Raw genomic sequence first — 23,593 nt, 5'->3', positions numbered from 1 at the left:
TGGCCGGTGTCTGACCCGGCGCGAAATAGCCATTGCGGTCGCCACAGCAAGCTGAGCTTTTACAGTTCGGATTATTGACCTTTAGCGATAAGGAGTGGTTATACCTTGTAGTAGTCGCGGTACCAGGCAACAAAGTTGGCGACACCCTGCTTTACCGGGGTAGCGGGCTTGTAGCCCACGGCACGCTCGAGTGCGCTTGAGTCGGCATAGGTATCCGGTACATCACCGGGTTGCAGCGGTAGCAACTCCTTGATGGCCGGCTTGTCCAGCGCCTCTTCGATGGCCTCGATATAGGCAGAGAGCTTTACCGGGTCATTGTTGCCGATATTGAAGATCCGGTAGGGGGCATTGCTGGTAGCCGGGTCGGGGCTGTCGCTGCTCCACTCGGGATTGGGGGCGGCGATATCATCGCTGGCGCGAATCACCCCTTCGACGATGTCATCCACATAGGTGAAATCCCGGGTGTGGTTGCCGTGGTTGAACACGGGGATCGGCTCGCCGGCGAGCGTCTTCCTGGTGAACAGGAACAGCGCCATATCGGGCCGGCCCCAGGGGCCGTAAACGGTGAAGAAGCGCAGCCCGGTGGTGGGCAGCTGGAACAGATGGCTGTAGCTGTGGGCCATCAGCTCGTTGGCCTTCTTGGTGGCGGCATAGAACTGCAGCGGGTGGTTGACACCCTCATGCTCGGAGAACGGCATCTTGGTGTTGGCGCCATACACGCTGCTGGTGCTGGCGTAGGTCAGGTGCTCCACCTTGTGGTGCCGGCACGCCTCGAGGATATTGGTAAACGCCACCAGGTTGCTCTGCACATAGGCGTGGGGGTTCTCCAGGGAGTAACGCACACCGGCCTGGGCGGCCAGGTGAATCACCCGATCGGGCTTGTGGGCCTTGAAGGCCTCATCCACCGCTTGAGTATCGGCCAGGTCGTGGCGGATAAAAGTGTAGTCGGCACCGGTGCGTGCGGCGGTGGCGTCAAGCTCGGCCAGGCGAGCCTCCTTGATGGCGGGATCGTAGTAGTCGTTGACCACATCGAAGCCGATCACGCTGTCGCCGCGCTCGAGGAGCCGCTTGGCGGTGTGGAAGCCGATGAAACCGGCGTTGCCTGTCACAAGAATCTTCATGGGTGCCTTTTGCCTATCCGGGATCACTATTTTTTGGCTCAATTTTTTTGGCTCACTACTCTTGGTTCATCGCGAACCGAAGCCGGTAAAGATGGTGCGTAGGGTGCGGATCACGATCAGCACATCGAGCCAGAACGAGAAGTGCTTGATGTAGTAGAAGTCGTACTCCAGCTTGCGGTTCATGCCATCGACCTCCGCCGCGTAGCCCTGCTCCACCTGGGCCCAGCCGGAGATGCCCGGGCGTACCACATGACGATAGTGAAAGAAGGGCACATCGTCGCGGTACCAGGTCGAGAGATCCAGCGATTCCGGACGCGGGCCGATCAGGCTCATGTCGCCCTTGAGCACATTGAATACCTGGGGCAGCTCATCGATGCGGTACTTGCGAATCACCCGCCCTACCCGAGTAATACGTGGGTCGTGGCCATCCTGGGTGAAGCCGTTCCCCTGGCGATCGATATACATGCTACGAAACTTGAAGACGGTAAAGGGCCGGAAGTGAAGCCCCATGCGCGGCTGAGTGAAAAACACCGGCCCCGGTGTCTCCAGGCGAATGGCCACGGCGGTTACCGCCATGATCGGGAGCAGTAGCGGCAACAGCAGCAGCACCCCCACCACATCGAGAAATCGCTTGAGGATCTCGTAGCCCTCGTCGGGCTGCAGATTGCCCATGCGATTATCCTGCAGCGAGACTCGACCGGTCAGCGTTTCCAGGGTGCTGCTGGCGTGGTAGACCGGAATGCGGTGCAGGGTGCAGTCGGAGAGAAAGCGCTGCCAGGGCTCCGAGAGGCCGCAACGCAGGTCGGCTACCACGCCATCGACATGCAGGCCCTCCAGGCTGGGAGACTCCAGCACGTGCCACTCCGCCGTGGTGTGCCGGCTCAGCTCACCGGCTCGGCCATGGGGCACCACCGCGAAATGCAGCCGCCGGTGCGGCTCCGTGAACAGATAGGCCGCGCTGAAGACGATCGCCCCCGTCGCATAGCTGAGGAGTAGATGCGAACCCTCATGGGCAACGCCCAGCAGCTCCAACCCGCCCCACAACACGCCATAACAGACGCTGAGTGCCGGTATCACCAGCCGATAAGCCCGGGTTCCCGGCAGTTGCGACAGATGCTGCACGGCCATGATGGCCACCAGGCAGGCGGCGATGGCGCCACCCAGCGCCACCCATTGTGCGCTTGTCGCCTGCTGCCAGACACCCCAACCCCATTGGAAGCCGGCGGGCAGCACGACGGCCACCAGCAGCCCCACCAGGCGCTGAACGCGCCAGCTATGCCATAACCGCTGGTGAAGGCTGGCGTGGCGGCGGCGACGATCCATGTCGCTGCCTTCATCGCTGGGCTGGACCTGACGAAAGTGGCGAACCGGCTGGGCAGCCTGGTCGGTCGTGGGCTGCCCAAGCCCTGCCGCCTGAGTACCCCCAACGGCATCCATCCCAGGTGAGTGAACGAAGGCAACCACCGGCGTGGCCCCTTCCCGGCTTATGCGGGTCATGCCCGCAGGGGCTTCACCCATCGCCGCGGGTGGCTGGCGCCACCCCAGTTCCCCCTCCGCAAGACTCTTTGCCATGGTCGGATCCTTAACGCCAGGCGGCGTCTGCTTGTTATCTTATGTCACCGAATACGTTTCCCTCTCCTTTCATCCTGCCACTTTGTAACAGTTTGTTATGCTGCTTTTCTTGATCGATTCTCTCCAACCTAATCAGGTCCCCTGTCGTGCGAAGGCATGAGGACCGGGTCAGGTATGCAGCAGAAACTTCCTTACTTGTACGAGTACTGGTAGTACCCATAGCCATAGCTGGTGGCGGCCTTGCGCTCCATGGCGTTGAGGATGGCGCCCTTGACGGTGACCCCGCCGGTCTCCAGGCGCTTGCGGGCGATCTGCAGCTCGCGAATGGGGTTGGCCTGGAAGCGGGCCACCATCAACGTGGTGCCGCACTGGGCACCGACCAGCACCGCATCGGTCACCGCCAGCACCGGCGGCGTATCGACGATCACCAGGTCATAGCGACGGCTGGCCTCTTCGAGCAGGTCGGTGAAGCCGGCCGTCATCAGCAGCTCCGAGGGGTTGGGCGGCGAAACGCCACGCGACATATAGTCCAGCCCGTCGATTTCGGTCGAGCGAATCGCGCCGTCGATGGCCAGGCGGCCACTCAGCAGCTCCGAGAGGCCACCCTCGCTCTTGCCACTGAACGCATGGTGAACATGGCCCTTGCGCATATCGGCATCGATCACCAGCACCCGCTGCCCGGCCTGGGCACAGATGGCGCCGAGGTTGATGGCGACGAAGCTCTTGCCGATGCCGGGGCTGGGCCCGGTGATCACCAGACGATTGTCGCTGGCCTCGAGCATGGCGAAGTGCAGGCTGGTGCGCAGGCCGCGCATCGCCTCGGTGGCGGTATCCGCCGGGGCGCGCTCGGCCAGCACGCCACTGACGATCTCGCGGGAGCCGCTCCTGCGTGACCCCTTGATACGCCGCACCAGCTTGCGCTGCTCATCGGAGAGCGGCACGGTGGCGTAGACCGGCAGGCCGGCATCCTCGAGCTGGTCGGGAGATTCCACGCCACGATTGAGCAGCCCGCGCACCAGCACGATGCCCACCGCCAGCATGCCGCCGAGCAGGGTGGCCAGCACCACGATCAGCGGCCGCTTGGGTGCGATGGGGAAATCGCCGGCCTGGGCGCTGTCGATGATGCGAACATTGCCCACGGTACCGGCCCGGGCGATCTGCAGCTCCTGCATCTTGTTGAGCATATTGACGTAGATGGCCTGGGAGACCTCCACATCACGGGTACGCCGCACCACCTCCTGCTGGGAGGCGGGCAGTTGCGCGACCCGCTGGTTGAGCTCGGCACGGCGCTCCTGGAGCTGGTTCTTCTGGCGCAGCAGCGCCTGATAGTTGGGGTGGCTGGTGGTGTAGCGCTGGGCCATCTCCGCTTCCTGGAACTCCAGCTCACTCAGGCGGCTGTCGAGTTCCACGAACTGCTGGATCGCGGCCTGAGCCTCGGAGGTGAGGTCGACGCTATCCTGCTCCACCCGGTACTGGCTCAGGCGCTTCTCGGCGGCGGCGAGATCATCGCGCACCTTGGGCGCCTGCTGCTCGAGAAACTCCAGGCTGCGCTCGGCCTCGGCCGACTGGCGCTCCACATTCTGGCGCAGGAAGGTCTGGGCGACGCTATCGAGGCGCTCGCTGATCTCCTCACGGTCGGTGCCGGTCAGGGTCAGACGCAGCATGCCGGTGCTGGCGCTGCGGCCACCGCCCACCTCGCTGACACTGAGGCGCCGCCCCAGATCGCGGATGGCGGCACTGCGCGAGCGCTTGAGCACGGTAAATTCAGCCCCCGGCGCGGCCTGAAGCTCGGCGATGCGCAGCTGAATCTGCTCGTCGGCGAAGCTGGCCAGCACGCCCACCCGCGCCTCGCCCAGCTCACGCGGGGCCTCCTTGTCCATCAGGGTCACGCGATAGCGACCCTCGTCGAGGGCGGTCACGGTCAGGGGTACGCCGAGCAGCGGGCCGGCGACCTCGAGGCGTCCCAGGGTCAGAAACTCGTTGCCCCACACGTAGGCGCTGCCCTTGAACAGCTCGGGTCGCTCGATGCCCTTGCGGAGGATGAAATCGCCGACCAGCGGCACGCTATTGGGCCTCACCACGTTATCCAGATCGGTGCGCTCCACCACCTGCCCGAGCACCATGCGCGACTGCAGGATCTGCACCTCGGCAGCGGTGTTGCTCTCGGGTGTGGGCCCCACCGCATCGCCCATGACATTGGCGAGGTCCCCCAGCGGGCTCAGCGACGAGCGCTGCTCCACCTGAACCAGTGCATCGCTCTGGTAGACGGGGGTGGCGATCAATGCATAGACCACGCCGCCCACGGTGAACAACAGGGTGATAAACAGGATCATCCACTTGTGATCCAGCAGCAGCCCGAAGAGCCGACCGAGGTCGATCTCATCGCTGGGCGGGGTATGCGGGGTATTCTCGGTCATGGGAGCCTTCATGAATAAACGAGAGAACGGAAAGTGCAGTGCGTGGCGTGCGGCTGTGCGAGCTGCGGTCAGATCCGCTGGGCCCAGGCGTCGGTGGCCTCGCCAAGCAGGCGATGCACGTGGGCGAAGGCCTCATCACTCTTGCGATAGGGGTCGGGAATATCGCGCCCCTTGCCCTGATCCAACCAGCGCCCCAGCAGCAGGGTCTTGCCCAGCGCCTCCGGCGCCAGCTCGCCCACCGCACGACGCTGGCCTTCGCTCATCACCAGGATCAGATCATGGGCGCTCAGCATCTCGCGGGTGAGCTGGCGGGCGCTATGGGCGCTGACATCCAGCCCGTCGGCGTCGGCCAGGCGCTGGGCCTGAGATGCCACGCCGTGCCCTTCCAGGGCACCCAGGCCGGCGGAGGCGAGCTCGCGCTCCGGCAGCCGCCGCGCCAGCATGGCGGCGGCGACCGGGCTGCGGCAGATGTTGCCGGTACAAACCACCAGGATGCGCTGAAACATGGTCGTGGCGATATCCTCGATTGGCTTACAGGTCGCGAACATCGCTGGCACTGGAGGCCACGTTACCCGGCAGCACCAGCGAAGGCAGCAGCAGGCTGATCACGCGGTTCCAGCGGGCCACCGGCGCGGTGGTCACGTAGACCACATCCTGGGGCTGCAGCTCGAAGTGGCTGCCCATGCCGAAGGAGACGGCATTGGTGATATCGAGCTGGAAGACGGTGGCCAGCTTGTCCGGGTCCTGCACATCATTGGTGCGGATAACGAAGATGCCGGTCGGCTCGGCGGTCTCCTCGTTGACGCCACCGCTGCGCGAGATGGCATCGGTCAGCGACAGCCGCTCATTGCCGAGCTCAAGGTTACCGGGCCTGCGCACCTGCCCCATCACCGCCACACCCTGGTTGGCGGCGCTGGGCACGTGGAGCACATCGCCGTCGCGCATTAGACGGTTCTGGCTCTGGTCACCCTGGCGCGTCAGCGCATACAGCGAGATGCGCTCCTCCACCCCGTTGCGGGTCAGGATCACCTCATGCCAGTTGGCATCGGGCTGGGCACCGCCGGCCTGGCTGATGGCATCCAGCAGGGTCATGGGCATATTGGTGATCGGCAAGGCACCGGGCTCCTGTACCGACCCGCTGACGTAGACCTTCTTGGCGTTGTACGAAGCGATACGCACATCGACCTGAGGCTCGGCGAGATAGCCGGCCAGGCGTCGCGCGAGTTCGTTGCGGATCTCGTCCAGGGTGCGACCCGCCACCTTAACTCGACCGATGTAGGGGTAGAAGATGGTGCCATCACGGCGCACCTTGTTGCCGGCCTGCTCGGGGCTACGCTCGCTACCGGCGGGAATGGTCAGCTCGGGGTGGTCGTAGACGATGATGGTGAGTACATCGCCGGGGCCAACATGGTACTGATAGTTGTCGATCGCCTGACGCAGATCATCGGGCATCGGCGTTACGCGACTGACCGTTTGACGGTAGTTGGCGACCAGCGCCGGGGTGATCGGCTGGATCTCGACCAGGTCGTCGATCGGCGCGATTTCGGCGTCGTAGTCGATATGCCCACCCGGCGCCAGGGAGCAGCCGGTAAGCAGAACGGTGCCCGAAAGGGCCAGAGACTGGGTAAATCGGCGAATTCGGCGCATGCGTAACGACCTCTGCTGTTCGACTGTTATTCGTCCGTTGCTTGACTGATGGTTCGGTTAATCGTGGTCATGCTGCCACAAGGTTACACCATGTAACCAAGTGTGAACAGGAGTTGTGGGCTGAGCTTGTAGGCTGAGTTTGTAGGCTAAAGTTGTGGGCAGAGGCCATGCGTGATCAGAAACTGCGCCTGAACCAAAAATCACTCTTGGACAAATCCAACCCTGAGGCGGCACGCTGGCCAAACACCTCACCATCCACCCTACCCTTCCGGGCACGCTACCGCCCCGGGGTGACTGGCACATCCCCGAGGCCGGCATAACATCTCTCAGCAATTTTTTGATTCATCGCAGACTGGCGTGAAACCTGTCGATAGGAGGCATGCTCCGCTATCCGCTGGGGGTTTCGACATCTTGTGGGAGGCCGGGTCCCCCGGGCGATGGCGCCGACAGGCGCCTGTTTCTCTTGTCGAGGTTTCCTGGCCCATCCGGGGAGGCCGTTGGCCTCCGTTCGCCCGGCAGAGCCGGCCTCCCACAATGAACCCCGGCTTCCTACAATAAACTCAGCCTCCCAGAATGAACCCCGCCTCCCAGAATGAACCCCGCCTCCCAGAATGAACCCCGCCTCCCAACACTCACTGCCGAATGCATTCATACCAGTTTGCAATGAGCCAGTTTTTAGCGGCTGAGCGGGTCGCGCAGCCTGACCATGTAAGCAAGTGTAACCAAAAACCCTACCATAGACCACGTAAGGGCAACTGGCCACAAGAGACACCTCTTCAGGCACGCTACCGCTCCCGGGGTGGTGTGGCGCACACCTCCTCGGCCGGCAGCATGTCTCGTCGCACGCTTTCTATAACAAACACGCACGCGCACGAACACCATCGGGTTCCCGTCTCGCCGGCAACCCCTTGTTGGTAGGTATGTGGTGTTTTTATTGGATAACGCGATACGGAGAAAGACGCCGGTATGCTACACAAACCTGACTTGGCTAACTAGCGGTTTGCCCGGATGCCACTGTCGTTGTCGGCAATGTCTTACAGGCGAGGGGCGAGGGGCGAGGAGCTAGGAGCGAGGGGCGAGGGGCGAGGGTGTGAGGGGCGAGGAACGAGGAGCGAGGGGCGAGGGGCGAGGAGCGAGGGGCGAGGAGCGAGGGACGAGGAGCGAGGGGCGAGGCGCGAGGCACGGGGGTGCGAGACGGGGTCCGAAGACTATACTCCAGGGGCACATAACGTTACGCTTCGTATCCAGGCGGATCATTGGAGATCTCCATGAAGAAGCAGATTGCCATGAAGAAACAGGTTGCATTGATAGCCATCGCCGGGATGCTGGCGGCTCCGTTAACCTTGGCCCAGGGCACCGAGTCGGCGGGTGGATCCGGCGGTTCGGCGGGTGGCAGCGGTGCTGCCTCGAGTGCCAGCGCCGGAGGCGGTGCAGGGGCTGGTGCTGGTGCGGCTGGTGCTGGAGCAGGCGCCGGGGCTGCAGCGGGGGCCGGGGGCTTCGCCGGTTTCGCAGCCGCCACCGGGCTCTCCACAACGGTACTCGCCGGTATCGGTATCGCGGCGGGGCTGGGTATCGCCGCGGCGGTGACCGCCGGGGATGATTCCGGCACGGGCTCAGGCACGGGTACCACCGGTACCACGGGCACTACCGGCACCACGGGCACCCTCTAGGTCGATGCGCATGCTAGTGAGCCGCCCATTACGCGTATTTCGGCCGGGCCTGTTTCGAGCGGGCTTGTTTCGACCAGGGCTGTTTCGACCGGGGCTGTTTCGACCGGGGGTGCGCCTGCTGGGCGTGGCCCTGCTGGCGGGGTTGACCGGCTGTGCCAACGGGGGAGCCTCACCGCTGGGTAGTGCGTTCACCGCGTGGTTCCCCGACGAGAGCAGCGCCAGCGAGCGCGCCGAGTCGCTCGACTACGCCACCATGGTCGTGGATACCGAGGATCGCGCCGGACTGGTGGTACAGGCAGCGCTTTCCGGCCCCGCCAGCTACTGGCCCACCGGTCACCAGGGCATGCTGGTGCTCTACCACGAGGGCCTGCAGGCAACGGCCGGGCTGCCCCAGGATCTGCTGGATACCCGTTACCTGCCACTGGATGGCCGCGCGACGAAGCCTGAAGACTTCGTGCCCTGGCGCCAGGCAACGCCCGAGCCATTCCGCCTCGAGCGCCACTGGCAAGCCGCCGACGGCCTGCCGCGTCAGCTGGCCGCCCAAGGCAGCCTGACATGTGATGCGCCAGCCCTCCGCGAGCTGCCACTCGGGCCCCGCTCGCTGGAGCCCTGCACCATGCAGCTGGCCTGGGAGGATGGCAGCCACACGCGTACCCGGCTGTGGCGCGATGCCGAGACACGACGCCTGTGGGCCGGCGACGGCGTGGCATGGCCCGATGGCCCGAGGATTCGCTGGGAGGTGGCGCGTGCCTGGTGGTAACGCTTCCACACGCCACGCTCTTGGCGTGTCGCCAGCTCGATGCGCGATCTAGTCGCTATCCTGGCCGGGGCTTTAGTGCCGCCACGCCATACATGCTTACAAGCAGGTCAACCAGCAGGCCAACCACCGGGGATCAGGGGATCAGGGAACCGATGAAGCAATACAAGACTGGCCGCGCCACCCGCCTGACGAGCGCCCTGCTGGCTACGCTGTGGCTGGGCACGGCGGCAACGGGCGCCATGGCGCAACCCACGGATAGCGAGCCAGCTAGCAGAGCCATCGCTAGCAAAGCCGCCGATACCCAAACAGCCGATATCCAAACAGCCGATACCCAAGCCGCCGATACCCAAACACTGATCGATGCCTGGTTGTGGTGGCAGCAGGCGCACCCTGGCCCGGTGGCGTGGCAGCAGGCGTTCGCCCTGCGCCATGACACCGCCTCCAAGCTGAGGGAGCGTCGTCAACGGATGGTCGGCGAGCTTGCCACGCTGGCGGTAAGCGCGCGGGTCGCCGGCGACACCAAGGGCGCTGCGGCCCTGATGACCTGGCGCCGTGAGCTCGCCGAATGGCCTCTCGTGGAGGCGCGCACCCCCGGGCGCATGGATCTACCATGGCTGGGCGCCCACCTCCGCGACAACCCGCCCCTTTCACATATCGCCCAACTCGGCGTCTGCGAGCGGCCGCAGTGGGTCGAGCTGTGGAGTCGTGACGGGGTGACGCGAATCGACTGGGTGCCGGAGCTGACGCTGCTGTCGGCCATCAAGGCGCTTTCCCCCACGGCCGCCGACCACGTCGACCACGCCGCCCTGATCACCCCCATGGGGCAAATTCACCGACGCGGCGTGGCGGCCTGGAACCACCAAGCAACGCCGCTGGTGCCGGGCTCACGCGTGGTGCTGGAGCTGCCGACTCGCCAGGGCCTGCGCGGCGCCCTGCCCTTCCCCGGCACCACCCATGAAGCCGATCTGATCAATACGCATCTGCCGGAGCTGCTGGCCTCGCGCCTGCCCGGCGACGATTGCCGCATACGGAATGTGCCATGAGATATCGCTCAACGCTGGTCACGTCACGTCGCGCATCCTCGCGCCACGCTCATCTGCTGATCGTCGTGCTGCTCGGTGGAGCGGCCGTGCTGACTCAAGCAATGTCGGCCCAGGCAGATGGCCTGGCCGGCAAGCTGGGCGCCGGCCAGAGTGACTTCGGCGGCGTCGGTCTGATGCAGACTCCCACGGCGCGCATGGCCCCCGTGGGCAGCATGTCGATCGCCGCCAGCCGCACCGAGCCCTTCCGGCGCTACAGCCTCTTCCTGCAACCCGCAGAGTGGCTTGAGGGCGGTTTTCGCTATGTAGAGATCGAGGATCGGCTATACGGCGAGGCGATCGCCGGGGATCGCACCTTCCTCGACAAGGGCTTCGACCTGAAGCTGCGGCTGCTGCAGGAGAATCGTTACTGGCCGGAGCTGGCGCTGGGCTTTCGCGATCTGGGCGGCACCACACTGTTCGGCGCCGAATACCTGGTGGCCAGCAAGCGCTGGTATGACCTGGACTTCAGCCTGGGCCTCGGCTGGGGGTACCTGGGTAATGCCTCTGACGTCGATTCGCCCCTGGGCTGGGTCTCCGATAGCTTTGACACTCGCCCACGACGGGCCGGAGGCGATCGCGGCGGCGAGTTCGCCGTGGACGCGTTCTTCCGGGGGCCCATGGCCCTGTTCGGTGGCGTCGAATACCAGACGCCCTGGCAACCACTGGTGCTGCAACTCGAATACGAGGGCAACGACTACACCAACGAGCCCCTCGATAGCGATCAGGAGCAGGACTCTCGCTTTAATATCGGGGCGCGATTGGCACTGACCGACAACCTCGAGCTGCGCGGCGGCTGGCAGCGCGGCAATACCGCCATGGCAGGCCTCAGCTACCATATCGACCTGGCCGGGCTTAGCCAGGTCAAGCACGACCCGCCGCCGGCCAATATCGATGCCGCGCCACGCGAGAACTGGACCGAGGTGGCCCAGGAGCTCGAGGAGAATGCGGGCATGCGAGTGGCCAGCATCTCCCAGCAGGGAAAGGCCTTGCGTGTGGTGGCTGAGCCCGAGACTTACCGCTCCCTCGCCGAGAGTGAAGGGCGTGCTGGGCGTATCCTGCATGCCCAGGCGGACGAGGAGGTCGAACGCTTCCACTTTCAGTGGCAGAACCGTGGCCTGGACCTGCGCGAGGACGTCCACCAGCGAGAGGCTCTGGTCGCCGCGGCACGCGCAAGCGAGCACGAGGCCCGGCATCGGCACGGCATCTATGCCCACACCAACTATTCACACACCAACCATTCACACTCCGACCATGCCAATCTGCACAATGACGGCATGACCCTCTACCGCGGTGAGCCGCGGCGCTTCGACTGGCGCCTGGGGCCACGCCTCGACCAGAACCTGGGTGGTCCCGACGGCTATCTCTATCGCCTGATGGCGGTGGCCGGGGCGGAGTATTACACCGCCCCCGACGCCTGGCTGTCGGGCACGCTGGCCTGGACCGCCGCCGACAACCTGGACAACTACGACTATCGCGGCCCGTCGGAGCTCCCCCGCGTGCGCACTTTTATCGGCGACTATCTCGCCGAGTCGGACCTGGGCATCGAGAATCTGCAGTACACCCATGCCGGCCAGCTGGGCAAGGACTGGTATGTGATGGGCTATGGCGGACTGCTTGAGATGATGTTCGCCGGCGTCGGCGGCGAGCTGCTCTACCGCCCCTTCAACAGCCCCATCGCGCTGGGCGCGGATATGAACTGGGTGCGTCAGCGCGATTTCAGCCAGGACTTCGAGATGCGCGACTACGATACCTGGACGGGTCACCTGAGTGCCTATATGGAAACCGGCGTGGAGGATGTTCTCGCCAAGGTCAGCGTGGGGCGCTACCTGGCCGGCGACTACGGCACTACGGTGGATCTGTCGCGGGAGTTCGACTCGGGTGTCAGGGTCGGCGGATGGGCGACCTGGACCGATGCCGGCGACGACTTCGGTGAAGGCGACTTCGACAAGGGACTCTATGTCTCGATCCCGCTGGATGCCTTCTTCACGCGCTCCAGCCGCCAATGGGCCAACCTCTCCTGGCAACCCCTCACCCGTGACGGAGGCGCCAAACTGAACCGGCGCTATGCGCTCTACCCCTTGACCGAGGAGCGTCAGCTTGGACGCTACTGGGAGGAGCTCGGTTCAGGCCATCCGTGATTCGGCCATCCGGGATTCGGCGATAGATGCTTCGGGGACAGATGCTTCGACGATGGCGCCAGCGCCGTCGCCTTCCGCCCGGGCCAAACTGTAGCCCTCTTGCAACGAACTCCGACCGTTGCCCTCTTCCGTCGCCGAAAGGGCATCACCCTTCTCGGTTTGTGCAAACCGATGCAGCAGGCGCGTCATCAGTCGACGGTAGCCGGCGATCAGCGCGATCTGCTCGGTAAAGAAGTGCATCTCGACCCGATCGCCATCGATATCGATAGACTGGGGGCCGAACGCATCGCTGAAGGCTAGCTTGCCCACCCTCTTTTCGCGGTACTCCTGGGGCGACAAGGTCAGGATCTCACTCACCGTTAGCCCTCCACCGTCGCCTCGGCAACTATCCCGGCCAAAACGGTAGATCCTGCCTTCATCGACATGGATCCTGCCCCCCATCCGCGCCGAACAGGGGTCGATCACGATGGGGGAGCTGGGGTGGGCGACGAAAGGGCCCCTCAGCTCATGGCTGTAATAGAGGTTGAGACAGTGCTCTAATGCGCCCTCGTCGTCATTGGCAAACAGATAGAAGACACCGCCATGCCAGAACAGGGTGCCATCGGGCACCCCTCTCGCCCGAAACGTCTCGCCCTGGGGCATGCCTCCCCCATGGCGCTTGCTCGCCCTCGCTGTGCCTGAAAGCCTGGTATGCGTATCGTGCCCCGGCCGGGATATAGGGCGAGGAGGAACGACATGTTCCCGTTGGGAACCGCCCGAATGCGCCAGAACACCGGGGCGGATGCTGAGAGTGGTTAACTCCTGCAGGGTGTCGAACCGGGTGGAGATGCTACTCCCGTGCTGCTCCATCAGCGTTAAACGGAGGAGCCCGCGGAGATAGCGGCCCGTGGCCTTGATGACGACGGATGCCACTGCCAAGTTATCGAGGATGGCAGGGTCTGGGCCAGCGCCTTGCCGCGCCTCGGTGATATCGCAGTCGCGCCTGCTGCGCAGATTTTCCAGCGCCGGCTTGAGCAGCAAGGCGGCACTACGATAGAACTCGCCAAGCGTTCGCACCAGGGAGTCACCATGGACCCGGGAGTAACCTCTCGCCAACACGCCCCGCCCTGAGGCACTCGCGGCATGACGCTCGATACAAATCTCGATGCGCTCGGCAGCGTGGTGCAACTCGACAAGACCTGGTAGCCCATCGCTCTCGTGCAAGGGAGCATTCGATTGATAGCTGATGATATCGATGCCGGGAGGCGGCTCGAGAGGCGCGCCAAAGTTGATGATCCACTCCACGCCCTGCTGGTGCAGGAGCTCGACCTCGGCGTCCGGCAGGCGGCTGGTTGCTCGCCCCTGCTCCAGTAACACGCTGCGCTGAGCGAGGTGAGCAATAGGCAGGTGCGCCGCCTTTACTTCAGCGCTCCGATGATAAAGCGCACAAAGCACGCGATAGCCGAAGGGATAACCACGCGGCGGCTGGCCTGCGCATTTCACTCGAATCAACTGCGAGACCTGCAGATAGCGCGCCACACTCTCCAGTGCATCGGCCTGCCACTGCTTGATGCCGTCATACGGAATAGCCAGCGCTGCCACTGTCTTCTGCATTGCTCTGCCCCCGGCTTGCCTGGCCCGTTGTGTGCCGACGAGGCGCGCCGTGCTTGATCGCCGTTATATACAACTACTCTAAATACTTGAATCATATATACTTAAGCTCTACATACTTAAGCTCTACATACTCAAACCCTATATACTTGATCGTTCTCTATATTCTAATTATTTAGCTAACAATATTTCATATATAGAAAATACTTGTTGTAAAAAGCCAAAAAAACCTACCACTCGCTTGAATGGTAGGCCTTCTGTAACGGCTATGTGAAGCATGGTTTTATTGAAATAGTTCCCTCACAATTACCTATTAAAGTGACAACAACCTACTGTTAAAAATAAAAACTGACGCATTGGCCAAGGAAGAAAAAACAAAAGCCACCAAGGAGGAAACTGGCATCGCAGGTGACAAGAAACCTGCCATGGTTACTGCAGGAAACTCGTGCTCGCAGTCGTGTCTTCGGCGTCCCTGCTGCCCTCATGCCACACTCGGTCATAGTTCGCGATCATGGCGGCCAGGGAGAAGTCACCAGTGATGCGTGCAACCGCGGCCGCCTGGCGCTGTTGCCAGCGTTGAGGGTGCGACCGGCACTCTTCGATTAGCTCGTGAAGTGCAGCCGCGATGGCCTCCGGTTGCCGCGGTGGCACCACGCGACCGACATCCGCCACGATCTCGGCGGCGTCTCCCACATCGGTGGTCACGCAGGGCGTGCCACACGCCATGGCCTCGGCGAGCACATTGGGAAAGGCCTCACCCGAGGAGCTGGAGAGGAGATGAATATCGAGGGCGTTCATGACCGCGGAAATATCCGTGCGCTGGCCGAGGAGCCGAATATGGTCGCGTAGCCCATTCTCGTCGACCCAGGCCGCAAGCGTCGGGTTATCGGCCGTCATCTGCTTGCCAACCAGCAGACAGGTAAAGTCGACGCCTTGCTCTCGAAGGCGCTGCAGGCTTTTGATCAGGGTGGCATGATCCTTCTGCTCATTGAAGCGCCCTACCATGCCCAGCACCAGGGCATCCTGAGCCAGCCCGAGTGCTTCTCTCAGGGCCTCTCGTTGGGTTGGATCACGCCGGAAGATGGAAAGATCATAGCCATTGCCGATGATGGTGAACTTCGCCGCCCGGTACCCCAAGGCCGTGTGCACGCGTTGGGCCTTGCTGGCACAGCAGATGATCCGCTGCGGTATAGGGCCGCTCAAGCGAGCGCAGAGCTTGGCGACCAGGATCGTGGCGCGCTTGGCGTCTGCCGGTGCCAGGTCGGAGTGGCGTATGTTCCAGTAGATTCGCTTGACGCCTGCCAGGCGGCCGATGATGCCCCCCACGAGGTCGGCATGGTACATCCAGGTCTGCAGAAGATCGGGCCGCTCGCGCCTCAATAGGGTAAACAGGCGCGACACCCCCGACCAGGTAAGGTGGCCGGCGGGCATATTCAGGCAGTGAACCTCAATACCCGCCGCTTCCAGCATGGGGCCATACTTTCCACGCCCCTGCATGGAGATCACGATATGCCGGTTCTGCCTGTCGTTGGCACACAGCCGGTAGAGCACCGCCTCCGCGCCGCCATCTTCCAGTATGGTAATCAGGTGAATAATCTTCATCCGAGTGTTCCCATCCATCCCAGGCCCTCGACGCCAATGCGAGGGAGCCATTGCATAAAGAAAAACAAGAAGAATGCCGGCAGAAACAGCAGAAAACGGCCAGGCGAGAGGGAGAGTGAAGCCAGAAGCACCAGAATGATGCCACTCTCGAAGATCCTGGCGGCCACCGGGAGAAAGGTGTAGGACACCAGGTAGAACAGCAGCACACTCATGGCAAGAAGATGCTTTTGAATAAAGGCCCCTCCCTGAGAAGCAAAGAGTGAAAATATCGCGAGCCAGAACACGAACCCCTTGCCCGAAATATCGGCCCCGAAGTACTCATAACTGGTCTGGCGGGCGCCCAGCGCCTCGGCGAGGACCAGCGAGGCAAGGCTCATCGCACCGATGATGATGGCGTAAAGTATCATTCTGGGTGCAATGGTAATGCTGATATATGAGAGCGCCTTCTGGATTCCCAGAATCACCAGGAGGAAGAAGAAGGAGGAGTGAATAAAGGGTGTCAGCATGATAATGAAAATCCGCCACCTTCCGGTGAAACCGAGCCAGCCTATCAGAAAGACGCTGATCGCCACGCCCTGCCTCAGGTGGGCAATGTAATTCTTGAGAAACTGAGGCAACAGGATAAAGGCAAGCAGCAGCAGGAAGTAGCGAGAGTCGTGACTCAATACGATATAGGCACTGACGAACGAGGCGACAAATACATAGCACTTGATCGCGTCGAGGGGATTGTCGAAGGCCAGGTTCAACGCGTAGTTGAGCAGCTTCCACAGGGGTTCATTGACGAGATAGGTGAGAACACCCTCGGGCAGGTAACGGAACACGATGACGTCGGCGGCGGCAATATGCACCACATATCGTGAGCGGTCGGTGATCTCGAGCGCTTCGAACGAGATCGCAAAGAGCGCGAAGGCGAGAGAGACCAGGGCGATCGCGATCGACTTGGCGGGGCTCGCGCAGAGGCGATAGGCCTGTGCATGGTACATGTTCACCTCCTTGCCCCACTCTCGCTCTGCCCTGGGTCGGGCTCGTTCATGCCAGGACTTGCGAGCGCTTCAATCGCTTCAATCGCCTCCAGGTAGCGACTGGCGATATGTTCGGGAGAAAAATCCGTACAGCGTGCCATCCGGGTCGCACGCGTGCCGACGGGCGCCACCAGGGAAGCGTCGATGGCATCGGCAAGCCGCGCCGGATCGTCTGGCGGCACCAGGTAGCCATGCCGTCCATTCTCGAGAATCAGGCTTGAGGCGCCTGGGCACGTGGTCGCCACGATGGGGGTGCCAGCCGATAGCGCCTCCATGATCGCGTTGGGAAAGCCCTCCCACCGCGACGAGGACACGAAGAGGCGCGCGTGGTGAAGAATGTTCTCGGGGTGACGCGTAAACCCCAGGAAATGGAGGCGATCGGCAACGTTCGCCTTCTGCGCATTCGCGATCAGTGCTTCCTTGAGTGGCCCATCCCCCAGGATGGCGAGGTGCAATGACCTGTCATTCAGTCGGGCGAATGCCTCGATCAGCACATCGAAGCCCTTCTGGGGAACCAGGCGTCCCATGGCGCAGAGGTACTCTCGCTCGCGCAGTACCTCGGGCAGATCGCTTTCCCGGCCCCTGTGATCGGTCAGCCTGACCGGATTGCCGATAAACAGCTTGCTGTCGCAAGTGGGGATGCCAGCCGCATGCAGGGAGTCCAGAATATCGGTGGCGATCACGACCATGGCATCGGCACGCGGGTAGAGCAGGCTCATCAGCCGGGTCCTGACCCTCTCACGAAACCCGGCACCTTGCATGGAGAAGACGTTGGCCTCACGGATAAGCACACGACAACACCCGCCGGCGAGGGCGCGCGCCAGCAGGGCGACCACATTGGCATCGACCATCGTCGACAGGATGACGCCTGGTCGCTCCCGTCTGATATAGCCGATAAGGGCAGGCAGGGCATGGATGGCGCGACGCTTGCCGAGATCCACCACCGTTACCGATGATGACACCTGGTCGCTGTAGGCGCTGCCTCCCCGTGCCAGCACGAGATGAATGGGGCGCTCGGTGAGGCGAGAGAACTCATTGGCCAGATTGACGAACACGCGCTCGGCGCCGCCGCCATTGAGAGAGGGCAGAAACAGCGTGATCGGCCCCGCCTGTCGACTGCTTTGGTTAGAGAACATGCCCGCCCCTCGCGCCCCGGTTATTGTTGTCATTTGGCTCGCCCCTGACCGGTTCCGTGTCAGGCATGCTCCGTCATATGCTTGAACAGAGGGTTCCTTTCCACCAGGTCGTCATAGCTTCCCTGGTCGGCTACCCTGCCCTGCTTGATCAGATAGATGCAGTCACACTGCTTCACGGTGGCCAGGCGGTGCGCAATGATGATGATGGTCTTGCTGCTGGAAAACTCATGGATGGTGTCCATGACGCGCTTCTCGGTGATGCCGTCCAGTGAGCTGGTGGCCTCGTCCAGCACCAGCACCTCCGCATCGTCGTAGAGTGCGCGGGCGATACCGATGCGCTGACGCTGCCCTCCCGACAGCTGAATGCCGCGCTCACCCACCCGCGTCTCCAGCCCCCGGGGAAGATGCTGGAGAAACTCATCCAGCTGGGCCATCCTGGCGGCCCGTTTGATGCGCGCCTCGTCGATCTCCTCCGGCGGCAGGCCGAAGGCGATGTTCTCGCGGATGCTGGCATCCGCCAGGAAGATGGCCTGAGGAACGAGCCCCAGATTGTTCTGCCAGGCGCGCGTGGCCGGTAGTGTCAACGGCTGCCCATCGATCAGAAGCTCACCGCCGTCGGGCTGGATCAGGCCCAGCAGCATGTCGATCACCGTCGACTTGCCGGAGCCTGATGGCCCCACCAGTCCGATGACCTGCTTGGCCGGGATGCTCAGGGAGAGGCCATCCAACACCTTGCCTTCCTTGCCGGGGTAGCGGAAATGCACATCCGCCAGGGCGATCGATTCCTGCGGCGAGATGACGCCTGTCGCCGGCGAGAGGCCGTTCTCGCCCTGGCGCCCCTCCTGGCTCGCATGGAGATCGTCGCGAATGGCATCGAAGGCCGAGAGGTTGCCTCGTATGGTCGAGATGCTGGTGTAGATCTGCTGGAAGGCGGGCAACAGCTTGAAGCTTGCCAGGGCATAGACCGAGACGAGAGGCAGGATCGCGGTGAGGTTTCCTGAGTGTGCCTTCAGTAGAAAGAGCACCAGAAAGATCACGGCACCGAATGCCACCAGCTCCATCGCATAACGGGGCGCCATGGCCAGCGCCTTGGTGGTTCCCTGGGCCTGGCCATAGCGCCGGCTGGCCTTCTCGAACCGATCGTTGAAGACCTTCTGCCGCCCCAGCAGCAGGACATCCTTGATGCCGCCGAAGCCCTCCTGCATCAGGTTGAAGCGTTCGGCCTGGGCCAGGGTGACGATCCGGCCGTTGGCCACCAGCTTGCGCCGCACGACCCGGTAGAGCACCAGATACGCCAGGACGAAGATGGTCACTCCGGCCAGCGCCACCAGCGGATTGAAGCTGAACACCGTGATCACCATGAAGGTGGCCATCACCAGCTTGGCGTTCATCTGCATCAGGGGCGCCAGGATGCTCTCCGTGACGCGATTGCACTCCTGGGCAATCTTGTTGGTCAGCTCGCTGCTGCTGCCGCTGGCATGGAACAGCCAGGGCTGCTGCATATAGCGTCGGTAGAGGCGCATGCTGAGCTCGGCACCGACCTGATGACCGTAGAGCGACAGGCGCCATACGGTAAACATCGAGATGCCGGCGGCCAGGGTCAGGGCGAGCAATACGCCGTTGCCCAGCCAGAAGAGAAAGTTCTCCTGGTTCATGCCGGTCATCCGATAGAGGCTGGCCAGCATGCCGTTACCTTGGAGATAGCTCAGGTCTCCCACCAGGGCCATGAAGGGCCCGATAGACATCACGCCGGCGACTTCGGCAAAGGCCATGGCCACGACCAGTAGCTGCAGCCGCAACAGTCTCTTGCGTTGTTGCCGTGTTAACAGCGAATAGAGCTCTTTGATGTTGGAGAGCATAGCCGGATCGCGCCTTGTTGTAGTGCTCAAGTGTTGGTGTCCACTCGATGGCATCCAGCCCATCAGGCTCTGTCCGAAAACTGCCTGCGCTCGCCGACTGTTCAGGCCGACGTTTCAGACCGACTTTTCAGACAGAGCTTAGGGCTGGGGCGTTGCTAGCAGGGCGACATGGCCGACTCCCTGGATGTGATCAGCTCCACCAGGCCATGCGCGGCCCACTTCTCGAGGTAGTCTTCGACGCTGTCGGCGGAGAGGCCGACGCGCTTGGCCAGCAGGGCAACGCTGGTCGGCCGGTCGAGGGTGGGAATCAGCTCCATCAGCTTGCGCAGACCACGTCGCTCGGCATCCGGGATATCGCCAAACGCGACCTGGCCGGGGTCGATATAGAGGTCATACCTGGGATTGGAGAGGCAGATATTGCCCACAAAGCGCTTGCTGACGACAGCACCCGACTCGAGCTCGTCGATCGCTTCCATCAGGACGTCGACGGCCTCCTCCAGCGCCCGGTGATCCATCAGCTCAACGTTGTCGAGGTCGGTGTGGTATTCGGGATAGGGAAAGCGTGACAAGGACGCCATGGGGATACCATAGGCCTCCCAGATATATTCGTCGTTGATCAATGCGCTGGCGAACTCGCCGGTACGATGACGCGCCCCCTTGCTCTCCAGCGCATGAACCAGCGTCTGTTCGATATTGGCCTGCTGCTGGCGAGAGAACTGGAGGTTGAGCTCGGTCGAAGAGCCGAGCATCTCCAGCATCACCCCTTCGAGCATCCTTTCTCGCTCCGAGGCATCGAGATGCCCGAGATAGTACTCGTTACCGATGATCCCCGGCGCCAGCACCAGTCGATAACTGAAGTTGTACTGCTTGCCCGATTGACGCAGTTTCTCGAAGAGCGCCACGCCCACCGCCACCCCCGCCAGGCCATCATTGGCCACCCCCGGATGGTCCAGGTTGGCGCCAAAGACGATGGTGTTCGATGAGCGACCCTCGAGGGTGTAGTCGAGTACGCGCAGGGTGCCGGGCCCCTCCCGCGTCTCGATCAGCACGTCATACTCGCCCTCTTCGAGGCTGTCGTGGAAGTTCCTGGGCACACAGAAGCCCCAGTCACGTTCATAGCTGCGAAACAGCTGCCTGAAGTGGAAGGGGATCGCCTCGGGATAGCGGTGATCGTAGTGAAGATGACGACGCAGCTCCTCCCTGCTGACCCTGCCCTCGAAGGGTGCCGAGAGGGCCATCACCGCCATGGGGTGATGGCAGCCATCATAGATAGTCTCACCCTGGTAGGCGATGTGGGCTCGTGTCACATCCCAGCTGGGCGGAATGACCCAGCCGTTATAGGCATTGTCCGCCGGGTAGGTGAGTTCACGAAACGGCAGCAGCCCCTTCATGTAGTGGATGGTTTTGTCATAGTCGCTGGAACAGATCACGCGATTGAGCGGCGTCAGGTCTTTCAGCAGCGTCATCATCTTGTGCATAGGGTCCTCTTTTTTTATTTATAGGCGTACTGGTAATAGCCGTAGGCGTAGCTGGTGACGGCCTTGCGTTCCATGGCATTGAGAATCGCTCCCCTCACCGTGACGCCTCCGCTTTCCAGCCGCCGCCTGGCCAATAGCAGCTCGCGAATCGAGTTGACCTGGTAACGGGCCACCATCAGCGTGGTGCCGCACTGAGCGCCGACCAGGGCGGCATCGGTCACCGCCAGCACCGGCGGTGTATCCAGGATAAGCAGGTCATAACGCTGTTCGACCTCCATCAGAAAGAGGGTGAAATCCTCGGTCATCAGCAGCTCAGAGGGATTGGGGGGCGCGATGCCCCGCGCCAGATAGTCGAGCCCCTTGATGCCGCTGGGGCGGAGCGTGCCGATCAGGTCGCGACGGCCGGTGATCACCTCCGACAGCCCCCCTTCCGCCTTTCCACCCAGGGCGGTGTGCAGCTGCCCCTTGCGCATGTCGGCATCGACCACCAGCACACGCTGGCCGGCCTGGGCACACACGGCGCCCAGGTTAAGGGCCACGAAGCTCTTGCCGATGCCCGGACTGGGGCCGGTGATCATCAGTCGGTTATCGGGAGCATCGAGCATGGCGAAGTGGAGGCTGGTCCGCAGCCCACGCAGCGCCTCCATGGCGCTGTCCGCGGGTGCCCGCTGGGCGAGAACGCCATGAACCCGCTCGCGGTCGGCGCGACCGCCGCCTTGCCTGGAGCGTTTGATAAGCTTCTTCTGTTCGTCGGAGAGCGGCACGGTCGCGTAGACCGCAAGACCGACCTCCTCGAGCGGGTCGGGCGCTTCGATGCCCTTGTTGAGCAGGCCGCGCACCAGAACCACGCCCGAGCCAAGCATGGCGCCGAGCACGCTGGCCAGCGCCACGATAAACGGCTTGCGAGGCTGGATCGGCTGTTCCGCCACCACGGTGTCATCGATGATGCGCACATTGCCTACCGTACCGGCACGTGCCACCTGCAGCTCCTGCATCTTGTTGAGCATGCTGACGTAGATGGCCTGGTTGACCTCTACGTCACGGGTGCGGCGCACCACCTCCTGCTGGGCTTCGGGCAGCTGATCCACTCGCTCGTCGAGCTCCGCTCTTCGGGCTTGCAGTTGGCGCTTCTGGCGCAGCAATGCCTGGTAGGTGGGGTGCGAGGGGGTATATCGCTGCACCATCTCGGCTTCCTGGAACTCCAGCTCGCTGAGGCGGCTGTCCAGTTCGACAAACTGCTGGATGACGGCCTGGGCCTCGGAATTGAGATCGACGCTATCCTGCTCGACGCGATACTGGTTCAGACTCTCCTCCGCGGCGGCCAGGTTGTCACGCAGTTTCGGGGCCTGCTCATTGAGGAAAGCCAGGCTCTGCTCGGCCTCCGCCGACTGACGCTCGACGTTCTGGGTCAGAAAGGTTTCGGCCACGGCATCCAGCGAACGACGAATCGCCTCGGGATCCGGGCCGACCAGGGCCAAACGCAGCATGCCGGTGCTGGAACGCCCGGAGCCGCCCCCCTTTTCACTTACCGACAGGCGGCTCGCGAGATCACGAATGGCCTGCTGGCGCGTCCGCTTGATCAGGAGGAACTCGGCCCCCTCGGGAGCCTGAAGCTCCGCTACGCGCAATTGAATGGCGCCATCGGCGAAACTCGCCAGCTCGCCGACACGTGCCGAGCCAAGTTCCCGATGGGTCTCCCCCTCCAGGGTCAGGCGATAGGCGCCGTCGTCTCCGGCCTTGAGTATCAACGGCTGACCCAGCAGGCGCGAGTCGGTCACCTCGAAGAGACCGATGCGCAGATGCTCGCCTCCCCACACCGAGGAGCGCCCGCCCAGGAGGTCGGGGATCTGGATCTTGCCCTTGAAGAAGTCGGGTATGCCGATGCTGCCCTTGAGCATGGCGGGAACCATCTCGCTCTGCCTTACCGGTTCTGGCAGCGCGATGGCCTCTGGCAGCCATCCGCCAAGCTCGAGCCGCCCCGTCAGGATGCCCGGCCGGGGGATCTCATGGCGTTGCACGAAGTCACCCACCAGTGGCAACCGCTTGGGCTGGACGAGCGTGTCGAGGCCGACGCGATCCACCACCTCTCCCAGCACCATCCGCGACTTGAGAATCTGTACCTCCGCGGCGGTGCTGTTGCCGCTATCGCCCTGGAGAGGGCTCTCCCCCATGATGTAGGCGAGATCGCCCAGCGGGCTGACCGAGGAGCGCTGTTCGACCTGGACCAGCGCATCACCCTGATAGATCGGCGTCGTCAGCAGCACATGGACCACACTGGCGATGGTACACAGCAGCGTGAAGCCGAGAATGGCCCATTTATGGTCGATCAACAGGCCCACCAACCGTCTCAGGTCAGCGTCTTTGCTTTTCTGGCTAGGCGTTGGAGTGGCGCTCATCTGTGTCGCCCTTTGCTGCATTGGCAGGTCGTTGTTTTTTCGAGGTTCGAGGTTCGAGGTTCGAGGTTCGAGGTTCGAGGTTCGAGGTTCGAGGTTCGAGGTT

At 62.9% G+C, this 23,593-nt stretch carries 16 protein-coding genes; 4 read left to right on the top strand and 12 right to left on the bottom strand.

The window, feature by feature from the left end; genetic code table 11:
- Positions 1-98: 98 nt before the first annotated feature.
- The 5 genes from E0702_RS15155 to E0702_RS15135 all read right to left on the bottom strand — a co-directional run bounded on the left by E0702_RS15155 (position 99) and on the right by E0702_RS15135 (position 6,757).
- On the bottom strand, positions 99-1,121 hold the full coding sequence (locus tag E0702_RS15155) for an NAD-dependent epimerase (protein ID WP_132045333.1): 1,023 nt from the start codon (positions 1,119-1,121) through the stop codon (positions 99-101).
- Between the two features lie 66 nt (positions 1,122-1,187).
- Positions 1,188-2,693 carry an exopolysaccharide biosynthesis polyprenyl glycosylphosphotransferase gene (locus tag E0702_RS15150; protein WP_240721782.1) on the bottom strand — a complete coding sequence of 502 codons (1,506 nt, stop codon included), beginning with the start codon at positions 2,691-2,693 and terminating at the stop codon, positions 1,188-1,190.
- Between the two features lie 191 nt (positions 2,694-2,884).
- Positions 2,885-5,110, bottom strand: coding sequence for a polysaccharide biosynthesis tyrosine autokinase (locus tag E0702_RS15145; RefSeq protein WP_132045331.1), 2,226 nt, complete (start codon positions 5,108-5,110; stop codon positions 2,885-2,887).
- A gap of 68 nt (positions 5,111-5,178) precedes the next feature.
- Positions 5,179-5,616 (bottom strand): low molecular weight protein-tyrosine-phosphatase, encoded by a 438-nt coding sequence (locus E0702_RS15140; RefSeq protein ID WP_132045329.1) that lies wholly within the window; start codon positions 5,614-5,616, stop codon positions 5,179-5,181.
- Between the two features lie 25 nt (positions 5,617-5,641).
- Positions 5,642-6,757 carry a polysaccharide export protein gene (locus tag E0702_RS15135; RefSeq protein ID WP_132045327.1) on the bottom strand — a complete coding sequence of 372 codons (1,116 nt, stop codon included), beginning with the start codon at positions 6,755-6,757 and terminating at the stop codon, positions 5,642-5,644.
- Positions 6,758-8,025: 1,268 nt separating this feature from the next.
- Between E0702_RS15135 and E0702_RS19070 the strand changes: the two genes are divergently transcribed.
- From E0702_RS19070 to E0702_RS15110, 4 genes are all read left to right on the top strand, one after another.
- Positions 8,026-8,427 (top strand): hypothetical protein, encoded by a 402-nt coding sequence (locus E0702_RS19070; RefSeq protein ID WP_165927544.1) that lies wholly within the window; start codon positions 8,026-8,028, stop codon positions 8,425-8,427.
- A 64-nt stretch (positions 8,428-8,491) separates the two neighbouring features.
- Complete coding sequence (locus E0702_RS15120) at positions 8,492-9,187, top strand: YjbF family lipoprotein (protein ID WP_165927543.1); 696 nt, start codon at positions 8,492-8,494, stop codon at positions 9,185-9,187.
- Between the two features lie 152 nt (positions 9,188-9,339).
- On the top strand, positions 9,340-10,230 hold the full coding sequence (locus tag E0702_RS15115; protein ID WP_165927542.1) for a capsule biosynthesis GfcC family protein: 891 nt from the start codon (positions 9,340-9,342) through the stop codon (positions 10,228-10,230).
- Positions 10,227-12,407, top strand: a complete 2,181-nt coding sequence (locus tag E0702_RS15110; RefSeq protein ID WP_240721781.1) for a YjbH domain-containing protein — start codon at positions 10,227-10,229, stop codon at positions 12,405-12,407. Before E0702_RS15115 ends, E0702_RS15110 begins: the two co-directional genes overlap by 4 nt.
- Here the strand turns inward: E0702_RS15110 and E0702_RS15105 are convergent.
- From E0702_RS15105 to E0702_RS15075, 7 genes are all read right to left on the bottom strand, one after another.
- Positions 12,393-14,000, bottom strand: coding sequence for a glucosamine inositolphosphorylceramide transferase family protein (locus tag E0702_RS15105; RefSeq protein ID WP_132045321.1), 1,608 nt, complete (start codon positions 13,998-14,000; stop codon positions 12,393-12,395). The genes E0702_RS15110 and E0702_RS15105 overlap by 15 nt on opposite strands.
- A gap of 426 nt (positions 14,001-14,426) precedes the next feature.
- On the bottom strand, positions 14,427-15,599 hold the full coding sequence (locus E0702_RS15100) for a glycosyltransferase family 4 protein (protein WP_132045319.1): 1,173 nt from the start codon (positions 15,597-15,599) through the stop codon (positions 14,427-14,429).
- On the bottom strand, positions 15,596-16,582 hold the full coding sequence (locus E0702_RS15095) for a hypothetical protein (RefSeq protein WP_132045317.1): 987 nt from the start codon (positions 16,580-16,582) through the stop codon (positions 15,596-15,598). The genes E0702_RS15100 and E0702_RS15095 overlap by 4 nt, the downstream gene beginning before the upstream one ends.
- 2 nt (positions 16,583-16,584) lie before the next feature.
- Positions 16,585-17,757, bottom strand: a complete 1,173-nt coding sequence (locus tag E0702_RS15090) for a glycosyltransferase (RefSeq protein ID WP_165927541.1) — start codon at positions 17,755-17,757, stop codon at positions 16,585-16,587.
- A gap of 59 nt (positions 17,758-17,816) precedes the next feature.
- On the bottom strand, positions 17,817-19,646 hold the full coding sequence (locus E0702_RS15085) for an ABC transporter ATP-binding protein (protein WP_240721780.1): 1,830 nt from the start codon (positions 19,644-19,646) through the stop codon (positions 17,817-17,819).
- 125 nt (positions 19,647-19,771) lie between these two features.
- Complete coding sequence (locus tag E0702_RS15080) at positions 19,772-21,094, bottom strand: DUF4910 domain-containing protein (RefSeq protein WP_132045313.1); 1,323 nt, start codon at positions 21,092-21,094, stop codon at positions 19,772-19,774.
- 14 nt (positions 21,095-21,108) lie between these two features.
- A complete protein-coding gene (locus tag E0702_RS15075; protein ID WP_306766921.1) occupies positions 21,109-23,490 on the bottom strand; it encodes a polysaccharide biosynthesis tyrosine autokinase in 2,382 nt (793 codons plus the stop codon).
- Positions 23,491-23,593: the final 103 nt, after the last annotated feature.

The organism is Halomonas marinisediminis, from assembly GCF_004347715.1.
Taxonomy (GTDB): Bacteria; Pseudomonadota; Gammaproteobacteria; order Pseudomonadales; family Halomonadaceae; genus Halomonas; species Halomonas icarae.
This window is presented reverse-complemented; position numbering and strand designations above follow the sequence as displayed.